Source organism: Brevibacillus sp. AG162 (assembly GCF_006715575.1).
GTDB classification, from domain to species: Bacteria; Bacillota; Bacilli; order Brevibacillales; family Brevibacillaceae; genus Brevibacillus; species Brevibacillus brevis.
The window spans coordinates 262028-285469 of sequence record NZ_VFNO01000002.1; the positions used below are offsets into that span (position 1 = coordinate 262028).

The following is a 23442-nucleotide window of genomic DNA, read 5'->3' on the forward strand; positions in this document are numbered from 1 at the left end:
TTTTACCGAAGCGGGATAAAAATTTCGTACGTGTTCTCGACCCGAGCAGACTCATGCACAGAAGGAACGTACCGTTGATCATAGCGCTCCATGCGATGAGCTTGCTCGTCCACCTGATGGCCATTTTCGTTGAGCCAGCCAAACAGGCCGTGGTATGTGTTTTGGACCTGTTCCATCGGTCCTGTGTGGGTAAAACGGGCGTATGTCTTCGCTGGAATCGTGAACCCGACCATGCCCTCAGGGATATGCTCGAAACGCTCTACTTCCACCACAATGTACTCCGTATACATTTGGTACGTCTGATTCTCGTCGCTGATGTCATAACGAACATCTGGTGAAATGACGAGAGGAATCTCATCCTGACGCTTCAAAAACGTCTCCCACAGCTTTGGCATGTATTCTACAAGCATGGGAAACGAACCAGAGAAGCTAAGCCCAACCAGATGCTTTTGCGGTACGTGAATGATCGTCCCTTCCATGTCTCCACCTCATTCATCTGCATTTTCCTTCGTATTTTGACAAGGGGTGGAAAAATCCTGCAAGAAGGCAAAAAAAGCACCTCCTGCATCAGCAAGGAAGTGCTTTCTTCTTTTCATTGCTTTATTCAAACGCTTTTTTCATCGCTTTGTAGCTAGCTTCAATCGTCCGTTCGATATCTTCATCAGTATGAGCCAAGGAAACGAACATGCCCTCAAACTGGGACGGCGGGATCATGACGCCTTCCTCCAGCAGATAGCTAAAGTACGCAGAGAAACGCTCCAGATCGGAAGTTTTCGCTGTTTCGTAGTTGATAACCGGCGTTTCTGTGAAGAACAGACAAACCATCGAACCAACGCGATTGAGCGTGTGCGGAATCCCCAGCTTCTTGGCATTGTCAGCCAAGCCTTCAGCCAAACGAGCAGACATCTTCTCCAAACGCTCGTAAGCGCCTGGTTTGCTGAGCTCTTGCAAGGTAGTCAAGCCAGCAGCCATCGCCAAAGGATTACCCGACAGCGTCCCTGCCTGATAGATTGGTCCTGCTGGAGCCACTTGCTGCATGATCTCCCGTTTGCCGCCGTACGCACCGACTGGCAAGCCACCGCCGATGACTTTTCCCATCGTTGTCAAATCTGGGGTAATGCCGTACAGCTCTTGTGCACCGCCCAATGCTACACGGAAGCCAGTCATGACTTCATCGAAAATCAGCAGAGTCCCATGCTTCTCCGTAATTTCACGCAGTCCTTCGAGGAAGCCTGGCTGCGGAGGAACAACCCCCATGTTGCCGCCGATTGGCTCTACAATAACTGCTGCCAGATCATCGCCAAACGCTTCAAATGCCAGTTTGACGCTTTCCAGATCATTGTAAGGAACCGTAATCGTGTTGTGTGCCGTTCCTTCAGGTACGCCTGGGCTGTCTGGAAGTCCTAGTGTAGCCACACCGGAACCCGCTTTGATCAACAGGCTGTCGGCATGACCATGGTAGCAGCCTTCGAACTTCATGATTTTGTTGCGTCTGGTATAGCCACGCGCGAGGCGCAGAGCGCTCATCGTCGCCTCTGTACCGGAGTTTACCATGCGCACGACTTCTACAGATGGCACAATCTCACAAACGAGCTTTGCCATTTCCGTTTCCCGCTCAGTCGGTGCACCAAAGCTTGTTCCAAGCGCAGCTACTTCCGTAATCGCTGCAAGGACACGCGGATGCGCATGACCCAAGATCAATGGACCCCACGAGCCGATGTAGTCAATATAGCTGTTTCCATCCACATCAAAAATGCGGGAGCCTTCTCCCTTTGTGATGTAAACAGGATTGCCTCCAACACTCTTAAAGGCACGAACCGGACTGTTTACTCCGCCTGGTATGTAATGCTGTGCTTCTGCAAATAACTGAGTAGATTTTTCTCTATTCATCTCGTGCTCACCTCGCCAGCCATTTTGCAACATCTTTTGCATGGTACGTAATGATCAAATCTGCACCTGCGCGCTTGAAGCCAACCAATGTTTCCATAACGATACGCTCTTCATCGATCCAGCCATTCAGAGCTGCCGCTTTTACCATGGAATACTCGGCACTCACATTGTAAGCCACAATTGGCAGGTTGAAGTTCTCACGCAGACGAAGAACCATGTCCATGAAGGCAAGACCTGGCTTCACGATTAAGAAGTCCGCACCTTCTTTTACATCGGAAGCTGCCTCGCGCAGACCTTCACGTGCATTGGCCGCGTCCATTTGGTAGCTTTTGCGATCGCCGAATTGTGGAGTCGAGCCTGCCGCATCGCGGAACGGCCCGTAGAAGGCAGAAGCGTATTTCACCGCATAGGACATGATCGGAATGTGTTCAAAACCAGCCTCGTCCAAAGCTTCACGGATTGCCATCACGAAACCGTCCATCATGTTGGAAGGTGCAATAATATCTGCTCCAGCTTTTGCTTGGGAAACAGCGGTCTGACCCAAAAGCTTCAATGTTTCGTCATTCACGACTTCGCCTTCGTGAATGACACCACAGTGACCATGATCGGTGTATTCACACAGGCATGTATCAGCAATCACGATCATTTCCGGATAGGCTTCCTTGATCAGACGCATCGCCTGTTGGGTGATCGCATCATCATTGTATGCCTCTGTTCCGCATGCGTCTTTATGCGTTGGTACCCCAAACATCAAAACAGCTTGAATTCCCAGAGCTACGATTTCCTTCATCTCTTCGGCTAGTGTGTCCAAGGAGAGCTGATACACGCCTGGCATGGAAGGAATCTCATTCTTAATACCGGTTCCTTCCACTACGAACAACGGATAAATCAAGTCTTCCACCCGTACGTGGTTCTCCCGCACCAGATTGCGCATAGCCGCGCTTTTACGAAGACGGCGATGTCGGTCAAATGTTTGTGTCATGTCGATTCCCTCCCAGGTTCTCTATAATAGCTGCTAGTAATCCTTCCACGGTGTACTCACTCGCTACGACATGAACAGAAAGCCCGTTTTGTTTTGCTGTATCTGCCGTTATTGGTCCGATACAGGCTATCTGAACGTGCTTGAGCCAGTCAAACGATGCATAGGGCTCCATCGCTGCCATAAAATGCGTCACCGTTGAAGAGCTGGTAAACAAGATGATATCGATGAGACCTTGCTGGAGCTTTTCCGCTGCGTCTGGAGCCTGCTCTGCATCAATGACAGTGTGATACACGTCTACCTCTGTCACAGCAAGCCCCAAGCGGGCCAACTCCTTTGGCAGTGCCTTGCGGGCAATATCTGCACGAGGCAGCAGAACGCGCTGACCAGGAAGCAGCTGATCATACAAGCTCGACAGCAAGCCTTCCGCCACGTAATCAGACGGAATGACAGCTACTTCGAGCCCGTGATGCTCAAGCGCCTTGGCCGTCTTCGGACCGACCGCAGCAATTTTGCCAGTGAACGCATCGAGTTCTACCCCGACCTCACGCATGCGCTCCAAGAAGAAGCGCACGCCATTCACACTCGTGAACACCACCCAGTCGTATGTTGGCAGCTGGGTGATGGCTTCGTCGAGCTTGGCAGTGTCCGTCGGCGGCATCATTTTTAACAGGGGAAATGCGTACGCTGCTCCCCCTAACCGCTCGATATGTTCAACGAGCTCGCGAACTTGACTTCTTGCCCGCGTGACCATGATGCACTTGCCAGTCAGCGGCTTGTGCGATCCATGGACAATCATTGCTCATTCTCCCGCAATACTTGCGCAAGTACATCTCCCGCTCCCTGCGCCAGAAGGGCTTCCGCCACTTGAATGCCCAGTGCTAACGGATCTTGGCCAGTCGCCGTGTTTTTGAATATTTGCTTCCCATCTGGGGAGCCAACCATTCCTGTTAAAGTAATTTCATTGTTCTCTCCAACTGTCGCATATGCGCCAATCGGCACCTGACAGCCGCCTTGGAGTTTGTGCAGGAAGCTGCGCTCTGCTGTTACCGCCAAACGCGTCGGTGCGTCATCAAACTGCTTCAAGAGAGCGAGTGTCTCCTCATCGTCTGCACGGCATTCGATGGCAAGCGCTCCTTGACCGACTGCCGGCAAGCTGATTTCAACAGGCAGGAATTGCGAGATGTTGCCTTCAAATTTCACGCGCTCAAGTCCAGCCGCAGCGAGAATGATCGCATCAAAATTGCCTTCCTCCATTTTGCGTATGCGCGTATCAATATTTCCACGCAGAGATTCGATCTGAATGTCAGGGCGATGTGCAAGAATTTGTGCAGAACGGCGCAAGCTACTGGTCCCTACCAAAGCTCCTTGCGGCAATTCATCCAACGTCTTGCCGTCCTTGGAAAGCAGGACATCCCGAGGATCAACACGCTTCGGAATCGCACCGATTACCAAGCCCTCTGGCAATTCTGCCGGCATATCCTTCAAGCTGTGTACCGCAAAATCGGTTTCCTTATCGAACAAGGATTGCTCGATTTCTTTGACAAACAACCCTTTTCCGCCTACTTTGGACAAGGTTACATCGAGGATTCGATCGCCTTTTGTCACGATTTCATGCAATTCAAAATCAGCTTCAGGTGCGAACCCCTTTAGTTTATCTACGACCCAATTCGTTTGGGTGAGCGCCAATTTGCTGCGACGCGTTCCCACTTTCCATTTTCCCATGACAGCCTCCTTGATGAACAGCCCCTACCACCAGTCGTGAAATGTAGAAGTAGTGAAGCCTAAAAAATTGATAAGCAGTAACAAAAACGCCAGGACGTTCCACTGCGCGAGTCTGCGCATCTGCACCGTATCCCGATAGCGTTGGTACAGCCACAGCGAATAAATCGCAAGAACCAGCACGGAGAGCAATACTTTTGAATCTAGCAGAAATTTCTCCGGCAAAACCATTTTACCCCAAATGATCCCTAATACAATCGAAAGCAAGAGCATCGGTACACCCAGCATGTTCATACGGTACGCATAGCCTTCTAATTGATCGAGGCTGGGCAAACGCCTGAGCAGCGGCGACCAGCGTCTTCCCTTGAGCATTTTGTGCTGAAGCAAGTACATGGCCGAGAAGATCATGGAGAGCGAGAACGCCCCGTAGCTGAACATGGCCAGTGTCACATGCGTCAACAATAGCTCAGAGGTCAAAATGCTCGATACAGCCTCAATCGGCGTTTCCGGCAAAAACATCGACATGACGAGCACGACGAACCCGATAATATTAGTAAAAAAAACCAGCAAATCAATCCGAAAAAAATAGTGAATGGCAAGCGACAAGCCTACCAGCACCCATGAATAAAAAAAGAGCGTCTCAAACAGCGTAATGACTGGAAAATACCCCTTCATGACTGCTTGCGAGACAAAAAATGCGGTTTGCAAGGCCCAAACGACAACAAGCAACCCGAAAGCCAGACGATTGACTTTCCGGTTGCTTTGCAAGAAGTCGTTAAAATAGAAGAGAACACTTGCAGCGTAGAGAAAGATCGTCAAGTCGTAGATCCATCTCACCTCGGCCATGCACTCTCTCCCCCACTTTCCCAATCGGTTTCTAACAGTAGCAGATAGATTGTCAGGTCAGCTTAGTCAGGGAACCGGGAAGCCAATACCTGCTCCCGAGAAGAAGATGTCTGTTTATTTTTATCGTTAGCCCAGATTGCTTCCTGTTCTTTTCGCTCCAGGATTTCCTCCAACGCAAACATTTTCTCGAAAATATCCAGTACTTCTTCCCCATCTTTGGTAGCTGCCATTTCTTTTAAACGCACGACCGGATCGTGCAACAGTTGATTGACAATGCCCTTGGTTGTCTTGCGGATGATATGCATCTCCCGCTCAGACAGGTTCGGCAGCTTGTTTTCGATTTTTCGCATCGCTTCGCTTTGAATCGTGTTTGCCTTGTCACGCAGTGCTGCGATGAGTGGCGCCACGCCAAGCGTCTGGTACCAGGTCGTGAATGCCACGATCTCTTCTTGAATCATGACATCCAGACGTTCCGCTTCACGAGAACGTTCCGCTACGTTACTCGCAACGATTCCTTCCAGATCGTCAATATCATATAAAAATACGTTATCAAGATCATGCAAGTCAGGATTCAAGTCGCGAGGAACCGCGATATCCACCATGAACAACGGACGATGCTTCCGTTGTTTCATGATCGGAGCCAGTTCTTTTTTGCCGAGGACATAACCTGTCGCTCCAGTCGAGCTGATGACGATGTCTGCTGTGAGCAGTGCCTCTGGCAGCTGCTCCATCGTACAGGAGTCACCCTTGAACTTTTCTGCCAAAAGCTGCGCTCGCTCCAATGTACGATTCGCTACCATGACGCGTTCCGATCCATTGGCGTGCAGGTGTTTGGCGGTCAGCTCGCTCATTTTGCCCGCTCCGACGATCAGGACAGACTTCCCTGCGAAGGAACCGAAGATCTTTTTCCCCAGCTCGACAGCAGCGTAGCTGACAGAAACCGCATTTTGTCCAATCGCTGTCTCTGTATGGGCACGCTTGGCGAACGTAATCGCCTGCTTGAACAAGGTGTTGAAGACGGTCCCTGTCGTTTGACGCTCCTGCGCCAACAGGAACGCATCCCGGACTTGTCCGAGGATTTGTGTTTCTCCCATTACCATCGAATCAAGACCGGAAGAGACTCGGAACAAGTGCTCGATGGCCTGTTCGTTCTCTTTTATATAGAGATGATCCTTAAATTGTTCTTTCTCCACACCGAACCATTCAGCCAAAAAACGGCGAGTATAGTCTCGGCCAATATTTGCCTGGTCGCAAACGACGTAAATTTCCGTCCGGTTGCACGTCCCCAGGATGATACATTCTGCGATACTCTTCGTCTGGGAGAGAAGATGAAGAGCGCGTGCTGTCCCATCGTCGTTGAATGTAAACTTTTCGCGAATTTCGACAGGAGCTGTTTTATAGTTTAGGCCCAGCAAAAGAATATCCATAATGTCCTCCCAGAATGCAAACCTGTTAGCGGCATATGTAAAATGCACTATTATTATATCATTATGTCCCGAATCGGATAGGAGTAATTGTGAAAAGTTTATTAACGGAGTGCACTTTGGGTATATCCTGTATAATCCGCTTGCGTTCCTTCCGGGAATACCTTATGATTTCGGCTATACATGAAAACAGAAGAAAAATTGCGAAAATGCCAGAAAGGAGAGGAAAGAAGCTTTGAGAAAACCTTGGATGGCAGACATAACGCTGCTCCTCGTCGCTTTTATTTGGGGAACCACGTTTTTGATCGTACAGCAGGCAATTGCATCGCTGCCTCCCAATACGTTTAACGCCGTTCGTTTTACCATTGCCGCGTTATTTTTATTGATCATCTATTTCATCCGCAATCGTCATCGTGGGCAGACCTCTGAATGGAGAGGTCCACTGCTTCGTGCAGGCGTCATCCTCGGTTTTTGGCTCTGTCTGGGATACGCCTTGCAAACCGTAGGACTTTTGTATACAACGCCGTCCAAAGCTGGCTTTATCACTGGTTTATCCGTCGTATTGGTGCCGCTCTTCTCGTTTTTGCTCTTGCGTGAGCGCGTCAAGCCTTTCGCTATCGTCGGCGTGATTCTAGCTGCATTCGGCTTGTATTTGCTGACACAGAACCAGTCGTTCTCCTTTAATCTCGGTGATGCCCTGGTCTTCGGCTGTGCGATCTGCTTCGCCATGCAAATCGTCTTTACCGGCAAATACGCACCTCGATTTGCAGCACTGCCCCTTGCCATTACGCAATTAGGCACGGTAGGTGTTATCAGCTGGCTGTACGCCTTTTTCTTTGAAGATTGGAGTCGTGCCTTTGATCCGGCGATCTTGTTCAAGCCTGAGGTGGCCTTTGGTTTGATCGTCACTTCCATTTTCGCCACGGCACTTGCCTTTCTCGCTCAGACTGCCTTGCAAAAACAAACCAGCTCGACGCGGGTCGCTCTCATTTTCGCTTTGGAGCCTGTATTTGCTGCACTCACCTCGTACGTCTTTATTCATGAAGTATTGAGTGGAAGACAGTTAACCGGATGTCTCCTGATTTTCACCGGAATGATTCTCGCTGAGCTTCCCATTCAAGAATGGTTGCGGAATTTCCGTCAGAGAAAACCAAATGACGGTCGTGAATCTACCTGATGCGAAAAGCAAAAAAGTTCCTTTCTCCCCTGTGGGAAAGGAACTTTTTTTATGAGCTTTTTTTCGAGGTCTTCTTAACCTCTTGCATTACGGCATCCACAAATAGCTGCATAACAGGTCCGCACACTTCTTGCGGGTAACGCTCCGTTCGTTTGAGCCACTGTTTGAGCCGGAGCAAGTGATAGGCTGCTTGTGGCAGTCGCCCTCTTGTCCCATGATCAATGAGAGCGACTGCCGACAGACCAACCTTGGTCCACAGATGGAACTTCTCCACCCACGGCCTCGTTTCTTCCGCAAGCTTCTGATTCGTCATCCCTGCCAACAGCTTGTCAGCCGCCTCTTCCATCTTCTGAAAAAGAGTAGTCAAGTCAGTAACGGCTTTTTGCCGATCCCCTTCCAAGAAATGAAAGCGAAAGGTCAGGATAGCTTCTAGCAATCGCGGCGATTCCACCTCGCATAAAAACGAGCTTTGCACGTTATCCGCAAAGGTGAAGAAAGCATCTGCATCTTTTTGTCCCGCTACTTCCTCTACCGCTTGTTTCCATACCGTATCAGGATCGTAGCCGATCGGATCTCGCAAATAAGCTGCCGTCGTAATCAAAGGAATCTTCGAGCATTCTGGTCTAGACATCGCATTCGCCACATAGCCTGCTGCGTATTGCCACAGATCAGGGTCACGGTGACGCAATGGACCGATATGTAGTTCATTCGCCATGGCCAAATCATTCACCGGGTAGTTGTCCCAATAAAACGGCTGATGACCCGTGTACTCTTGAAAGCGAATCGCATCGCCGTCCGTCAGGTAGGGCGAGCAGACGAATCGTCCCGTCCAGAACAAATCGATTTCTGGCGGCAAATGCTGGCCAAGGTACATGATGTACGCTTCTTTTCCAATCCCGTTGTACTGTGTAGGACAGACAACCAGCTTGACTGGATCGCCCCAGCTGCGTATCAAATCCCACACGTAAAGCGTCGTACGGGTATGCGCCTCCGCCAAATGGGCAAACTCGGCTACATCCTTCTCATGCAACAGGTGCATGGGGATATCATCGAACAATAGCGCAAAGTAACGCACACCACGATCATACAAATCCCGATATTTCCTGCCCAACAGCTCCAAATGCTGACGATTCGTATATTCCATGCTGAGTCCCGGACCCAGGCAATAAATAAACTGCATGTTGCGAGTCTTTGCCCGCTGGATCAGCTCGTCTAACTGTTGATTGGCTATTGCAGGAAGCGGCTCCATCCAGCGTTCCCGCAGATACTCATCATCTTTTGGAGCGTAGAAATACGCATTGTAATCATGCCGGTGCAAAAAGTCGATCATATCCAGCCGCTCTTCATGTGTCCAAGGTGTTCCATAGAAGCCTTCGATCACACCACGTACAGCAAAGCAAGCACTCCCGCTCACTCAGATGCTCCCTTCCCCACGACGAATTGGGTCTAAGAATTACTCATTGGCTGGAGCAGTTTCCTCAGCCTTGGCAGCCGTCTCCCTGGCCATTTCCTCTCCCGCACGGATACGACGCATGATTTCTGCCCACAGTTCATCCTTGCCTTGACCTGTCTCCGAGGAAAATACAATGATCGTATCATCCCCGCGCAAATTCAGGCTTTGACGGATGACCTTCGTATGCTGCAGCCAACGCCCGCGAGCGATTTTATCACCTTTTGTCGCTACGACTACGGTAGGAATCCCGATTTGCTTGCACCAATCGTACATCGCAACATCGTCTTTACTCGGAGCATGGCGAATATCGACCAGTTGAATAATGAAGCGAAGCTCGTTCCGGTTTTTCAAATAGCCCTCGATCATTTTTCCCCATTGTTCCTTGATCGTCTTCGCTACCTTTGCATACCCATAACCCGGGAAGTCAACGAAGTAGAGCATCTGATTGACACGGAAATAGTTCAATGTTTGGGTTTTCCCCGGACGAGAACTGATCCGGGCCAGCCCTTTGCGGTTCATCATTTTGTTGAGCAGGGATGATTTCCCTACGTTTGAGCGTCCTACCAGCGCGATCTCATGAAGACCATCCGTCGGATACTGCTTCGGTCCAACCGCGCTGATAATAAACTCTGCTGATGTTACTTTCATGCTTTGTCACCTACTGGCTGTTTAGTTAGCGCGTGACGCAGCACTTCATCTAAATGATCAACTGGATAGAATGTCAGTTCACCGCGTACGCTCTCTGGGATATCCTCGATATCCTTCTCGTTGTCTTTTGGCAAAATGATCGTAGTTAAACCCGCACGGTGAGCAGACATGCATTTTTCTTTCAGCCCACCAATTGGCAGAACCCGACCTCTGAGCGTAATCTCCCCAGTCATCCCCACTTCTTTTTTCACAGGGATTTTCGTGAGGGCGGATACGAGTGCGGTTGCCATGGTAATCCCAGCAGACGGACCGTCTTTTGGAATCGCCCCTTCTGGAAAGTGGATGTGGATATCGTTCTTCTCGTGGAAGGACGGATCAATTCCCCACTGATCTGCACGGGAACGAATATAGCTGAATGCAGCCTGCGCAGATTCCTTCATGACGTCACCCAGTTTCCCTGTCAGGGTGAGCTTTCCTTTTCCAGGCAAAATGCTGACTTCTACATTCAGCGTATCTCCGCCTGCTTGTGTCCAAGCCAGTCCTGTAACGGAGCCCACTTGATCTTTTTTCTCCGCCAGTCCATAGCGGTAGCGCGGTTTGCCGAGCAGTGTCTCCAACGTCTTGGCTGTAACTACGACACGCTTCTTCTCACCGCTCACAATCAGCTTGGCAGCTTTGCGGCATACGTTGGCTGCTTCGCGATTGAGGTTGCGAACACCTGCTTCTCTGGTGTACAGACGAACGAGCTTCAGCATCGCATCGTCGTTCATTTTCAGCTTCTCTTTGCCTAGACCGTGATCCTGCATTTGCTTCGGCAAGAGGTAATCGCGCAAAATGTTCAGCTTTTCCAGTTCTGTGTAGCTGGAAATCGAGATGACCTCCATGCGGTCCAAGAGCGGACGCGGAATCGTATCGAGACTGTTTGCGGTCGTAATAAACATCACGTTCGTCAAATCATAGGTCTCTTCGATATAGTGGTCACTGAATTTATCATTTTGGTTAGGATCGAGCACTTCGAGCAGTGCAGACGCAGGGTCTCCGCGGAAATCGGACGCAAGCTTGTCGATTTCATCCAGCAAAAAGACAGGATTAATCGTGCCAGCTTGCTTCATTCCTTGCATGATTCGCCCTGGGAGAGCACCTACATACGTACGGCGGTGTCCGCGAATTTCTGCTTCATCGCGTACTCCCCCCAAGGAAATGCGAACGAAATTGCGCCCGATTGCACGCGCTACGGAACGAGCCAGAGATGTTTTCCCGACACCTGGAGGACCTACCAGACAAAGGATCGGTCCACGCATGGAGTTTACCAGCTTTTGTACTGCCAAATACTCCAAGACGCGCTCTTTTGGTTTATCCAGGCCGTAATGATCTTCATCGAGAACTTGCTGTGCATGAAGAATATCCAGATTGTCTTCTGTCGTTTTCGTCCACGGCAGCGCAAACAAGGTATCGATATACGTACGGATGACCGAGCCTTCCGCAGAAGTCGCCGGCATCTTTTCCAAACGCTCGAGCTCCTTCTCGATCTTCGTTTTGATCCGCTCAGGAGCGTCCGACTTTTCGAGCTGGGCACGCAACTCATCTACTTCGCCTTGGCGTCCGTCCTTGTCGCCCAGCTCTTTTTGGATAGCTTTCATTTGCTCACGCAGGTAATATTCCTTTTGCGTACGCTCCATCTGTTTCTTCACGCGGTTGCCGATCTTGCGCTCCAGCTCAAGTACCTCGCGCTCGTTGTTCAAAATGGTCAAAAGAATTTCGAGACGTTCCTTGATGTTGGTCGTCTCCAAAATTTCTTGTTTGTCCTTCATCTTGAGCGGCAAATGCGAAGCAATCACATCCGCCAAACGTCCTGGTTCCTCAATGTCCTGCACAGAGGTTAATGTCTCTGGAGAAACCTTTTTGGACAGCTTGATGTACTGCTCAAAGTGGGCCAGCAAGGAACGCATTAAAGCTTCCACTTCGTTTTGCTCTGTTTTTTCATCTTGCAAATATGTAATCGACACGACGAAATAATCTTCCTGTTGAAGATACTCCTCGATCTTTGCGCGTTGCAAGCCTTCTACCAATACACGGATTGTCCCATTCGGCAGCTTCAGCATTTGTTTCACACGCGCAACAGTACCAATACTGTAAATTTGCTCAGCATCTGGCTCTTCTATATGGACCTCTTCCTGTGTCGCAAGCAAAATCTTGTTATCGTCTACCATGGCTTGCTCCAATGCGCGGATGGACTTTTCCCGTCCAACGTCCAAATGGAGTACCATGGTCGGATAAACAAGCAATCCTCGCAACGGGAGAAGCGGTAATTCTCGTTTACCGGAACGTTCGCCCAAGCGGATGCACCTCTCCTTGTTGATCTACCCTCTTACATAGAGCCTAATAACAGACAAAAACGGCCCTCAAAGCCGTTTTTTAAACGCCCGCCCGACCCCAAAAAACGAGACAAAAAAGATCATACGCTATCATTTTTTGTGGAACTCGTTTCAGGCCGGGCAAGGCCTCAGGCTCTTTGCAAGCAGAAGCTTTTTTCCATTGTAGCGCAAACACAATCCGATGTCTAATCCGCGAGCATACCCGACTGTTACAGGGATAGCGGAGAGGAAGCAAGATCCTCTGCTGGGATTTGCAAAGTAAATCCCGTCGCCTCTTCTTCTTGCATGGCAGCTTGCGGCACAGCTAGCTCGATTACTTCAGAGACTGTGGACACTGGAATGACTTCAATCCCTTTCATGTCTGCAAAAATACTTTGCCAGTTTTCTTGTGGAATGAGGACTCTGGTCGCTCCCGCTTGTTTGGCGGCCTCTACCTTCGCGACTACACCCCCAACTGGCTTTACCTTCCCATGAATACTCACTTCACCAGTCATGGCCAGTAAATTATCGACAGGCTGATTCAAAATCGCAGAGTAGATCGCAGTGGCAATGGTAATTCCCGCAGAAGGCCCATCAACAGGGATGCCTCCCGGAAAATTGATATGCAAATCATAATCATACGGGCGGACGCCCATTCTGTTCAGTACAGTCAAAACGTTTTCGATCGATCCTTTTGCCATCGACTTCCGGCGAATTGTCCGGCTGCGGCTGCCCATTTCCTCTTCCTCAGCCATTCCTGTCATCGCCAATCGACCTTGACCAGAAGCAGCTGTGGGTGAAGCAGTCACTTCAAGCTCCATTACACTGCCCATGTTCGGACCGTACACAGCAAGTCCGTTGACCAATCCGACCTGAGGCGTATCATGCACCTGCTTTTCAGGGCGAGGCGATTTTTGACTGCTGTGCATCACCCATTCCACATCGGCAGCCTGGATGTCTTTGCGTTCTTCCGTCAAGGCAATTCCCGCTGCGATTTGCAGTGTATTGATCGCTTCACGTCCATTGGTTGCATAGCGCTCAATCACGGAAACAGCGCCGTCTTCAATATTCATATTCATTTTAGGCACGGCCGTACGCACGATACTCCCAATTTCTCCAGCCTTTAACGGGCGGAAAAAGATTTCCAGGCAACGGGACCGAAGCGCAGCAGGCAGTTCTTCTGGCAACCTCGTCGTCGCTCCAACCAGACGGAAGTCGGCGGGCAAACCGTATTTGAATACGTCATGAATATGCGAAGGAATTTGGCTATTTTCCTCGCTGTAGTAAGCACTCTCCAGCATGACTTTGCGGTCTTCGAGAACTTTTAGTAACTTATTCATCTGAATAGGATGAAGTTCCCCTATTTCATCCAGAAAAAGCATGCCACCGTGCGCTTTCGTCACAGCTCCCGGCTTTGGCTGCGGAATCCCCGCCTGCCCAAGCGAGCCTGCCCCTTGATAAATAGGATCATGTACGGAGCCGATTAACGGGTCAGCAATCCCGCGCTCATCAAAACGAGCAATCGTCGCATCAATTTCAATAAACTTGGCATCAGAAGAAAACGGTGATAGCTGATTTTTCTTCGCTTCTTCCAGCACGACCCTAGCCGCTGCGGTTTTGCCTACACCAGGTGGTCCATAAATAATGACATGCTGCGGGTTGGGACCACACAAAGCGGCACGCAACGCACGAAGCCCATCTTCTTGCCCTACAATTTCTTCCAAAGTCGCTGGTCTTGTTCTCTCCGACAGAGGTTCTGTCAACGCAACCATTCTCATTTTACGAATGGAATCAAGATCCTTTCGCGATTCCTTTTCGGTTGAGGTTTTCGTGTTTCTCTGCGCTCGCAGCAAGTTCCAAAAGTAGGTGCCGATCACGATACCAACAACCACTTCAATGACAGCAATGACCAATGTCGTATAGTCCATATGCAGTCCCTCCCATGCATCTTCGCTTGCGGTCAACTTTTGTTCCCCAAAGAGCAGGGAAAACGTTCACGACCGTTTTGTGCATATGTAAAAGCTTCTCTTGAACGATATCAAGTAGTATTGCCCCGCAAGCGTAGACGTAAACCAACAACAAAAAAACCACCTCGCTTATAACGAGATGGTTTGTGTAGACAATGCTTATGCTGTTTCTTCGTGCAATTCCTGGCCTTCTTTGGTCAACAGTTGCGGCTTCACTTTGTCGCGTACCGTTTCTTCGGTAATCACGCACTTGTTGACATCTTCTCTGGAAGGCAGCTCATACATCATATCGAGCATGATTTGTTCGATAATCGCACGCAGTCCACGCGCACCAGTGTTACGCTTAATCGCTTCTTTTGCGATTTGCATGAGAGCACCATTATCGAACTCCAGCTCAACACCGTCGAGACTCAGCAGTTTTTGGTACTGTTTCACCAAAGAGTTTTTCGGCTCAGTCAGGATACGAACGAGCGTCTCCTCATCCAGTGGCTCCAAGGTAGCCAGCACTGGCAAACGACCGACGAACTCCGGAATCAGACCAAATTTCAGCAGATCTTCCGGCAAAATGTATTTCAGGTATTCTCCGGCTTTCAAATCGCCTTTTACGCCATCGCCGAAGTCTGCACCGAAACCGATGACTTTTTTACCCAGACGACGCTTGATAATCTGCTCGACGCCATCAAATGCACCGCCGCAGATGAACAAAATGTTCGACGTGTCGATTTGGATGAACTCTTGGTGAGGATGCTTGCGTCCGCCTTGTGGTGGAACACTCGCAACGGTACCCTCCAAAATTTTCAAAAGCGCTTGCTGAACGCCTTCGCCAGATACATCACGCGTGATGGATGGGTTTTCCGATTTGCGGGCTACCTTATCAATCTCATCGATGTAAATGATTCCTTTTTCAGCCTTCTCGACATCATAGTCAGCAGCCTGAATGAGCTTGAGCAAGATGTTTTCAACGTCTTCGCCCACATAGCCTGCTTCTGTCAGAGAAGTTGCGTCCGCAATCGCGAAAGGTACATTCAGAATGCGCGCCAATGTTTGCGCGAGCAACGTTTTCCCGCTACCAGTAGGACCGATCAGCATGATGTTGGATTTTTGCAACTCCACATCCTCGATCTTCGCCCCGGAATTAATCCGTTTGTAGTGGTTGTACACCGCTACAGACAAGGACTTTTTCGCCATATCTTGACCGATGACATAGTCGTCCAAGATTTTGCGAATTTCCACTGGCTTTGGAATTTCTTTCATATCGATTTCTTCTTCAGTGCCCAGCTCTTCCTGTACAATTTCATTGCACAGTTCGATACATTCGTCACAAATGTAAACACCAGGACCAGCTACCAGCTTGCGCACCTGTTCCTGGGACTTGCCGCAGAAGGAACACTTCAGTTGGCCTTTGTCGTCGTTAAACTTAAACATGCGCTTCACCTCACAACGGGTCAGTTTTTGCGTTCGATAATAGAGTCAATCAATCCGTAGGCCTTTGCTTCTTCTGCGCTCATGAAATTGTCGCGGTCTGTATCTTGCTCTACGCGTTCATAAGGCTGACCTGTCCGCTCAGACAAAATCTCATTCAGCTGGCGCTTCGTTTTCATAATCCATTCCGCATGAATGCGGATGTCTTCTGCTTGCCCACGCACACCACCGAGCGGTTGGTGAATCATCACTTCGGCATTTGGCAGAGCGAAGCGCTTGCCTTTTGCACCAGCAGCCAACAGAAATGCACCCATGCTGGCAGCCATGCCCACACAAATCGTGGACACATCCGGTTTGATGTACTGCATGGTGTCATAGATGGCCATTCCTGCTGTAACAGAACCACCTGGAGAGTTTATGTATAGCGATATGTCTTTGTCCGGATCTTCTGCCTGCAAGAAAAGCAACTGAGCCACAACCAGATTGGCGATTTCATCATCAATCTCGGTGCCCAAGAGAATAATCCGGTCTTTCAGGAGGCGCGAGTAAATATCGTAGGAGCGCTCGCCCCTGCTTGTTTGCTCGATGACCATAGGGATTAGCATTATGTATTTTCCTCCTTTGCCGAAAAAAGTCAATGGTGGAAAAACAAGGCACGATACACTCGTGCCTTGTGGTCTTGACAGCCAGTGCTCAGGGTTAGCCTGCCCACTGACCAATCATGCGTTCTTCTAAGCTTATGCTGTTACTTTGCTTTCTGCAACCAGCAAATCTACTGTTTTGCGAGTTTGCACATCGCGGTACAGAGCAGCCATGCCATCTTGTGCAGAGAAGATTTTGCGCAGTTCATCTGCTGGGCGGCCGTATACGCCAGCCAGTTTATCCAGTTCTGCGTTTACGTCTTCTTCTGTTGCTTCGATGTTTTCTGCTTTGCCGATTGCTTCCAAAGTCAAGGAAGTGCGAACGCGGGATGTTGCGTCTGCACGCAATTGATCACGCAGTTGGCTCTCATCCATGCCGGAGAACTGGTAGTACAGCTCCAGAGTCATGCCTTGGTATTGCAGACGTTGACCAAATTCATTTACCATTTGATCCAATTCATGCTCAACCATTACTGCTGGCAAGTCGATCTCAGCGTTTTCAGCTGCTTTCAGAACGAGCTGCTCACGAACATATTGATCTTTTTCTTGCGCTGTTTTTTCTTCGAGTTTTTTCTTGGTGTCTGCTTTCAGCTCTTCCAGCGTGTCGAACTCGCTCACGTCTTTGGCAAACTCATCGTCCAAAGCAGGCAGGTTTTTGCGCTTCAGGCTGTTCAGCTTCACTTTGAATACCGCTTCTTTACCAGCGAGGTTAGGAGAGTGGTACTCTTCAGGGAAAGTTACGGTAATTTCTTTTTCTTCGCCGATGTTCAAGCCAGCCAGTTGCTCTTCGAACCCTGCGATGAAAGTACCGGAACCCAGTTCCAGAGAGTAATCTTCCGCTTTACCGCCTTCAAAAGCTACTCCGTCTTGGAAGCCTTCGAAATCGATTACAGCGATATCGCCTGTTTGTGCGGCACCCTCTTCTACTGCTACGAGCTCAGCATGACGCTCTTGCATGCGCTTCAGTTCAGCGTCAACGCTCTCTTCTGTTACAGAGAAGTCTTTTTCTTCGATGGACAGACCTTTGTAGTCGCCCAGCTTCACTTCAGGCTTCACAGTTACAGTCGCTTTGAAGATCAGGTTTTTCCCTTGTTCCATTTGCGTTACGTCTACCTCTGGACGATCTACTGGCTCGATACCAGCTTCACGAACAGCTTGTCCGTATGCAGTTGGAAGCAGAATGTCAAGAGCGTCTTGGTACAGAGATTCTACACCAAAACGGGATTCGAACATTTTGCGTGGTACTTTTCCTTTACGGAATCCTGGAACTTGAACTTTTTGAACCACTTTTTTAAACGCTTGATCCAATGCTGCGTCTACTTGCGTAGCATCTACTTCAACCGTCAGGACTCCCTGGTTATTCTCTACCTTTTCCCAATTTGCTGCCACGTAAACTTCCCCTCCTAAATCAAATCAACAGAACATCGCCAGCCGCGCCATGGTATCTTCGCAGGCTCGGATGATAATATTCTAGCCATTATAACCATTCTAGTATAGCACAAATCTTTTAATTTTCAAGAAGACCTCACCCAGCGACGAACAGAATAGTTCCCTCCCAATTGTGGAACCGGGTTGCCTAAATGATCATAAAACGCCACGGATATGTAAACTTCTGTCGGGCTCGTTCCTGTCTCTTCTAAAAGAGCATATGTCGGTACATGAAAACCGCGCGGCATTTGGAGGCTGCCCGGATTCAGAAACAAGATGTCTCTCTCTACGCCACACGCAGGTACGTGGGAGTGACCGAATACGACTACATTTGCCCCGACCTCTTCTGCACGGTAATGAAGGCGCAGAAGAGAGCCTTTCACTCCAAAAAGATGCCCGTGCGTTTGCAGGATGTGAAGGTCGCGCCATTTGGTCTCTTGCTCAGTCGGCACCTCTTGTGTCGAATCGCAATTGCCTCGGACAAGCGTCATGTTGGAAAACGGCTCGCGCTTATGGTCGACACAAAAATCGCCACAATGCAAAATTTTTTCGACATGATGTCGGTTGACGACCTGGCTTACTTCCCGAACCAAGCCGTGGCTATCGCTCATGATGAGAATTCCCATCACGCCTCACTCTCCTGTTTTCTCTCTTGTCTACTTGATGATTTCAAGCAGTTGCTGCATGGCACGAGCGCGGTGGCTGATCTGGTTCTTTTCTTCTGGCATGAGTTCGGCCATCATTTTGTCCATCGATGGGATGTAGAATACCGGATCGTACCCGAAGCCGTTAGTACCTTTTGGCTCGCGCGCGATCACACCCTCGCAAGCGCCAGTGGCAATGATTGGTTCTTCGCCCGGAATCACTAATGCCAACGTACAACGGAAGCGCGCAGTGCGTTCCTGTGTCGACACCTCTTCCAGTTCTTTCAACAATTTACGCCAATTCTGCTCGTCTGTTGCATCTTCCCCAGCAAAACGTGCGGAGTAAACACCAGGGCGTCCCTCCAGCGCATCTACTTCCAGACCAGAATCGTCACCGAGGGCTGGCATGTTCAAGTATGTAGAGATTTCGATTGCTTTTTTCAGCGCGTTTCCTTCGAAGGTGTCCTTGTCTTCTACTACCTCAGGCACACCGTCAAATTCAGCGAGGCTAATTCCTTCCCAGCCCGCTTCTGCGAACAACCTGTTGAATTCTTTCACTTTTCCCTGGTTACGTGTTGCGAGAACGACTTTTTTTCGATTAGGCATGACTTTCCTCCGCTACGGATTGTGCAAAAGAGAGCGTAACATCGGCGAGCGCCTCTTTTTGACTGTTAATCAAGTTGTCAATGCCGACTTTTGCAAGGGCAATCATTTCTTGTAGCTGTTCAGGAGAAAACGGAGCATCCTCCCCTGTTCCTTGCAGCTCGACAAACTTTCCTTTTCCCGTCATGACGACATTCATGTCGACAATCGCTGTAGAATCTTCTTTGTAGTTGAGATCGAGCACTGCTTCCTCGCCGACTACCCCTACTGAGGTCGCTGCCAGGAAGTCGTTGAGCGGCAGCTGTTTCCAGGTGCCACTGTCCACCAGCTTTTGCATCGCGTCTACTAATGCCACGTAGGCTCCGGTAATCGAAGCTGTCCGTGTACCCCCGTCCGCCTGGATGACATCGCAGTCCAGCCAAATGGTGCGTTCCCCCATTGCTTCAAGGTTTACAACGGAGCGCAGAGCACGTCCGATCAGACGCTGAATCTCCATCGTTCGTCCACCGACTTTTCCTTTGGACGACTCACGCGCGTTGCGGGTCGCTGTTGCTCGGGGAAGCATGGAATACTCGGCTGTGATCCAGCCCTTCCCGCCACCACGCATAAAAGGCGGTACCCTTTCCTCCAAAGTCGCCGTACAAATCACCTTTGTGTCTCCGACTTCAATCAGGCACGATCCTTCTGCGTGTTTAATGTAATTGCGCGTAATCGTTACAGGGCGCAATTGATCATGGGCACGGCCATCCACTCTCATTCCAAGTTCCTCCTAAATCGCTTTGTTACACTCCGCTCATTATACCAGAGGCGGGAAACGATCTGCCACTGCACAAACGCCTCTTCCCTATTTACGTTTATTGCAAATATTCTTGTCACTTCCTCTTTTATAAAAAAATCTTGCGGTCATTGTCTGATTCGAATATTATCTAATTAGATATTTGGTTAATTTGATGGTAGGTGAATTTATTTATGAGCTTCCTATTTCTTTTAAAAAAGCCGAATTTGCAGCGTCTTTTAACCGCCAATTTCTTAAGCGGAATCGGCGATTGGTTTAACAGTGTTGCTGTGCTCGCTCTACTGCTCGAAATAACGGGAACAGCTATCGCTGTAGGCATTACCCTCGCACTACGTACGCTGCCTCACTTGATTTTTGGTCCGCTGGGGGGGCTGATGGCTGACCGTTTTGATCGAAAAAAAGTGATGGTCGCCTGTGATCTCGTTCGCGGCTTCGTTGCTCTCTCGTTTTTGTTCGTATCAGAAAAATCAGATTTGTGGATCGTCTATGCAGGAACGTTTTTGTTGGTTGCCTTTTCGTCGCTTTACAATCCGGCACGAATGTCCCTGCTCCCCCAAATCGTTGCCCCTGAGGAATTGGCGACTGCGAACGCACTTGATCAAAGTATCTTTGGAATCGTAATGGCCATCGGTTCGTTGATCGGCGGTATTTTTATTGCACTGTGGGGAAGTAATCTCGCTTTTCTTTTCAATGCCCTCTCCTTTTTCGCCTCCGCTCTATTTTTGACTAGACTGAAGGTCCACGCCTCGGCAGACGATTCTGTCAATAACGTGCAGCTGCGGCAGGCTGCCAAAGCCTCTTCGTATGGAGAGGTGATTCGCGCCATCACATCCACACCGATTGTGTACGCCATCCTGTTGCTGAAAGCCGTGTGGCCAATCGGCGGGGGAATTATCAATGTCCTGATCAGTGTCTATGCCTATCAAGTGTTTACTGCTGGTGAATGGGGAATTGGTCTGTTGTACGGTGCGATCGGACTTGGTTTCATTATCGGGGGAATGCTCGCTCAGCGCTTTCAACGATACTTTAACGAAGTGGCTGCCAGCAGCTTCGCTTTGGAAGGCTTTGCACTTCTTTTAACCAGCTTTTCACCCACGATTTATGTAGCGGCACTGTTCTTTTCGCTATCCACCGTGGCGGGAGGAATGGGGAACGCGAGCGTGAATACGTTGATCATGCGGCATGTCAACCCCAGCTACCATGGCAGAGTATTTGCCTTGGATGCGACGATCTCAAACATCCTGATCGGTCTGTCCATGCTCCTTGGCGGCTGGATTCTGACGATGGCCGACCCACGCATAGTCGGCTTTGTGGCAGGTCTTTTTGTCACGGTCCCTTCGCTTGTGCTCGGGCTTGTTATTTGGAGAACCGTACAGGCTAGTGACAACGAACAATTGCCGAACAAAAACCACGCTCGTTAATACGGGCGTGGCTCTCTCCTTACATCTGTATGGGATTGAGTTGAACTGGACGGCTCACTGGCTTGGTGAACTCGCCACTGGCTAGCGGTTTTCCTTCTACCAGCAGCTGCACTTGCTTGGCTCCTGTCGTCTCTGTCAATGACAAGACGAGCGATTGCAGGGCTTCTGGGCTCGCTTCCTTGCCATCGTCATACTTGAGGATGTCACTGCTCAAATTGACTGTCACCAAATCTTTTTCCTGCTTCACATTCAGAACACGTGTCGTACGCAGCAAGGAACTAAAGAGCTGTGATCCTTGTTTCGGTCCTTTGATCAACTCTTCGACAGTTGCCTTGGCGATGTCAGCCGTTTCAGGAACCAGACGAGTGACTGGGACATAATACGTACGTGTATCATCCAGCTGTCCTTGGAAATAAACCGTTACGCTGGAGGTATCCCCTGGTACCGCCCCATCGCCCAGTTCGAGATTGACTCCTTGATTCCGATCTAATAGCGTGATCGGTGTTTTGGCTGCTGGCATTTCCGTCAACGGCGTTCCGTTTACCCAAATTTGCACAGTCTTGACACTGCTAAATTCCGTCAGCGCCCGAGTGACAGCATCGACAATTTTCTTCTCGTCTTTCTCCTCATACGTTTTGAAGTCTTTGGAAAAATCGACAGTAGCAACGCCGTTTTTGATGACAAGTCCTTTTACTTCTGTCCCTTTCGGCAAGACAGCGGAGAAGCCACCTTGGAGCATGCTCTCTACCGGACCACCTTTTACCATGTAGCTCAATACTTGTTTGGCAGGACCTTCTGATTTTGGAAGAGTCATCGAGACAGGAACGATATATCCGTTAGCATCCTGCAAGTACACCATTCTCTCTCCAGTCTCCTGAACAACTGGTTGTGCGCCTTCTTTTGCAGCATCCGGGGATGGCGTGCCATTTGGTAAATCAACAGATACCTCTGACTGTGGCGGTGCATCAATACTAATCGTTTCCTTTTCCGGGCCAAAGAGACCGCAGCCCGACAAAAGCACTGCGCTAACCCCCAGCACGGCCGTCATTTTCCCGATGTGCCTTATCTTCATTTCCCCAGCCTCCTCCACACACTTTGTACTACCATGTATACGAGCTAGGCTTGGGTTTATGCGTTGAAAGTTTGTCTCGCCAGACAAGGTCTTCCATCAGGGCTGGACGGATTTTTCCAATGAGTTGTGCTGGACGTTTACTTTGCAATCCAGCCACTCTTCTGCAATGGTCCGGAATGTGTGGGCGTCCCCACTCGTCACAAACAGATGTTCCGGGCGCTCTATTTGCTTGCTTTCGGCGTCCGTTGCAATTTGCAAGGACAATTCTCGCGCTGTCTCCTCTGCGGAGTTGATCAAGCGAACTCGATCTCCCATCACTTCCGAAATGACTGGTGCTAGCAATGGATAGTGTGTACAACCCAAAATTAACGTGTCCAAATCTTCGTGCAAGAACGGGGCGAGCGTTTCTTTTACGACTCTTCTTGCTTCCTCCGAGTTCGCCATGTGGCTCTCCACCAGTGGCACAAATGCGGGACAAGCCATGCCTGCGACGTACAGATCGGGTTGAATCCGCAAAAGTGCGCGTTCATACGCTTTGGTGCGAATGGTCGTTTCCGTCCCGATGACACCGATCCTTCCGTTCTTCGTCACTTGAACAGCTGCACGCGCCCCTGGTTCGATCACCCCGATGACGGGCAGTGGCAAATCCTCCATCGCTTCCTCCAGCACGACGGCAGTCGCAGTATTACATGCGATCACCAATGCTTTTAACGGTGTACGCATTACATAATCGATCATTTGAAAGCTGTAGGCACGAATCTCTTCCGGCGATTTGGAGCCATACGGACAACGGGCATTATCGCCTACATAAACAATCCGTTCTTCGGGTAGCTGACGCATGACTTCCTTCGCAACAGTTAATCCTCCCACTCCTGAATCAATAACGGCAATCGCTCGTTCTCTACTCATGCTAATGTGTCTCCCCTGTTGAAATGAATATAGTACAGCATACCAC

21 protein-coding genes are annotated in these 23442 nt (G+C 49.7%); 2 read left to right on the forward strand and 19 right to left on the reverse strand.

Annotated features, from left to right (window positions below; all coding sequences use genetic code 11):
• Positions 1 to 2: 2 nt before the first annotated feature.
• The 7 genes from FB479_RS06090 to hemA all read right to left on the reverse strand — a co-directional run bounded on the left by FB479_RS06090 (position 3) and on the right by hemA (position 6864).
• Positions 3 to 479 (reverse strand): GyrI-like domain-containing protein, encoded by a 477-nt coding sequence (locus FB479_RS06090; protein WP_142063318.1) that lies wholly within the window; start codon positions 477 to 479, stop codon positions 3 to 5.
• A 121-nt stretch (positions 480 to 600) separates the two neighbouring features.
• Entirely contained in the window at positions 601 to 1890 is a 1290-nt protein-coding gene (gene hemL / locus FB479_RS06095; RefSeq protein ID WP_142063321.1) for a glutamate-1-semialdehyde 2,1-aminomutase, read from the reverse strand.
• Positions 1891 to 1897: 7 nt separating this feature from the next.
• A complete protein-coding gene (gene hemB, locus FB479_RS06100; RefSeq protein ID WP_142063324.1) occupies positions 1898 to 2872 on the reverse strand; it encodes a porphobilinogen synthase in 975 nt (324 codons plus the stop codon).
• Entirely contained in the window at positions 2856 to 3668 is an 813-nt protein-coding gene (locus tag FB479_RS06105) for a uroporphyrinogen-III synthase (protein ID WP_142063326.1), read from the reverse strand. The genes hemB and FB479_RS06105 overlap by 17 nt, the downstream gene beginning before the upstream one ends.
• Positions 3665 to 4594 carry a hydroxymethylbilane synthase gene (gene hemC / locus FB479_RS06110; protein ID WP_142063329.1) on the reverse strand — a complete coding sequence of 310 codons (930 nt, stop codon included), beginning with the start codon at positions 4592 to 4594 and terminating at the stop codon, positions 3665 to 3667. The genes FB479_RS06105 and hemC overlap by 4 nt, the downstream gene beginning before the upstream one ends.
• 24 nt (positions 4595 to 4618) lie before the next feature.
• The gene (locus FB479_RS06115) at positions 4619 to 5437 is read right to left on the reverse strand and encodes a cytochrome C assembly family protein (protein ID WP_106655833.1); all 819 of its coding nucleotides are present in this window, start codon (positions 5435 to 5437) and stop codon (positions 4619 to 4621) included.
• A gap of 62 nt (positions 5438 to 5499) precedes the next feature.
• Entirely contained in the window at positions 5500 to 6864 is a 1365-nt protein-coding gene (gene hemA / locus FB479_RS06120; protein ID WP_142063332.1) for a glutamyl-tRNA reductase, read from the reverse strand.
• 232 nt (positions 6865 to 7096) lie between these two features.
• On the opposite strand from hemA, the gene FB479_RS06125 reads away from it, so the two are divergent.
• Positions 7097 to 8038 (forward strand): DMT family transporter, encoded by a 942-nt coding sequence (locus tag FB479_RS06125; protein ID WP_307724154.1) that lies wholly within the window; start codon positions 7097 to 7099, stop codon positions 8036 to 8038.
• Positions 8039 to 8087: 49 nt separating this feature from the next.
• Here FB479_RS06125 and FB479_RS06130 read toward each other — a convergent pair whose 3' ends face one another.
• The 10 genes from FB479_RS06130 to rph form a co-directional block, all read right to left on the reverse strand.
• Positions 8088 to 9452: a protein O-GlcNAcase gene (locus FB479_RS06130; RefSeq protein WP_142063335.1), complete on the reverse strand. Its 1365-nt coding sequence runs from the start codon at positions 9450 to 9452 to the stop codon at positions 8088 to 8090.
• A gap of 39 nt (positions 9453 to 9491) precedes the next feature.
• Positions 9492 to 10139, reverse strand: a complete 648-nt coding sequence (gene yihA, locus FB479_RS06135; RefSeq protein WP_106655830.1) for a ribosome biogenesis GTP-binding protein YihA/YsxC — start codon at positions 10137 to 10139, stop codon at positions 9492 to 9494.
• Positions 10136 to 12475: an endopeptidase La gene (gene lon / locus FB479_RS06140; RefSeq protein ID WP_142063338.1), complete on the reverse strand. Its 2340-nt coding sequence runs from the start codon at positions 12473 to 12475 to the stop codon at positions 10136 to 10138. Before lon ends, yihA begins: the two co-directional genes overlap by 4 nt.
• 248 nt (positions 12476 to 12723) lie before the next feature.
• On the reverse strand, positions 12724 to 14421 hold the full coding sequence (lonB, locus tag FB479_RS06145; RefSeq protein WP_106655828.1) for an ATP-dependent protease LonB: 1698 nt from the start codon (positions 14419 to 14421) through the stop codon (positions 12724 to 12726).
• A 198-nt stretch (positions 14422 to 14619) separates the two neighbouring features.
• The gene (gene clpX / locus FB479_RS06150; protein WP_007722243.1) at positions 14620 to 15885 is read right to left on the reverse strand and encodes an ATP-dependent protease ATP-binding subunit ClpX; all 1266 of its coding nucleotides are present in this window, start codon (positions 15883 to 15885) and stop codon (positions 14620 to 14622) included.
• A 20-nt stretch (positions 15886 to 15905) separates the two neighbouring features.
• A complete protein-coding gene (gene clpP / locus FB479_RS06155) occupies positions 15906 to 16487 on the reverse strand; it encodes an ATP-dependent Clp endopeptidase proteolytic subunit ClpP (protein ID WP_007722241.1) in 582 nt (193 codons plus the stop codon).
• Between the two features lie 132 nt (positions 16488 to 16619).
• Positions 16620 to 17912: a trigger factor gene (gene tig, locus FB479_RS06160; RefSeq protein ID WP_048032071.1), complete on the reverse strand. Its 1293-nt coding sequence runs from the start codon at positions 17910 to 17912 to the stop codon at positions 16620 to 16622.
• A gap of 125 nt (positions 17913 to 18037) precedes the next feature.
• Positions 18038 to 18577 (reverse strand): metallophosphoesterase family protein, encoded by a 540-nt coding sequence (locus FB479_RS06165; protein WP_142064600.1) that lies wholly within the window; start codon positions 18575 to 18577, stop codon positions 18038 to 18040.
• Positions 18578 to 18607: 30 nt separating this feature from the next.
• The gene (locus FB479_RS06170) at positions 18608 to 19201 is read right to left on the reverse strand and encodes an XTP/dITP diphosphatase (RefSeq protein ID WP_142063340.1); all 594 of its coding nucleotides are present in this window, start codon (positions 19199 to 19201) and stop codon (positions 18608 to 18610) included.
• The gene (rph, locus tag FB479_RS06175; protein WP_106655826.1) at positions 19194 to 19955 is read right to left on the reverse strand and encodes a ribonuclease PH; all 762 of its coding nucleotides are present in this window, start codon (positions 19953 to 19955) and stop codon (positions 19194 to 19196) included. The genes FB479_RS06170 and rph overlap by 8 nt, the downstream gene beginning before the upstream one ends.
• Before the next feature lie 212 nt (positions 19956 to 20167).
• Here rph and FB479_RS06180 point away from each other — a divergent pair, with 212 nt between their 5' ends.
• Positions 20168 to 21415 carry an MFS transporter gene (locus tag FB479_RS06180; RefSeq protein WP_142063343.1) on the forward strand — a complete coding sequence of 416 codons (1248 nt, stop codon included), beginning with the start codon at positions 20168 to 20170 and terminating at the stop codon, positions 21413 to 21415.
• A gap of 19 nt (positions 21416 to 21434) precedes the next feature.
• Here FB479_RS06180 and FB479_RS06185 read toward each other — a convergent pair whose 3' ends face one another.
• Both FB479_RS06185 and racE read right to left on the reverse strand, forming a co-directional pair.
• Complete coding sequence (locus tag FB479_RS06185; RefSeq protein WP_106655824.1) at positions 21435 to 22487, reverse strand: GerMN domain-containing protein; 1053 nt, start codon at positions 22485 to 22487, stop codon at positions 21435 to 21437.
• A 96-nt stretch (positions 22488 to 22583) separates the two neighbouring features.
• Positions 22584 to 23396: a glutamate racemase gene (racE, locus tag FB479_RS06190; RefSeq protein WP_106655823.1), complete on the reverse strand. Its 813-nt coding sequence runs from the start codon at positions 23394 to 23396 to the stop codon at positions 22584 to 22586.
• Between the last annotated feature and the right edge of the window lie 46 nt (positions 23397 to 23442).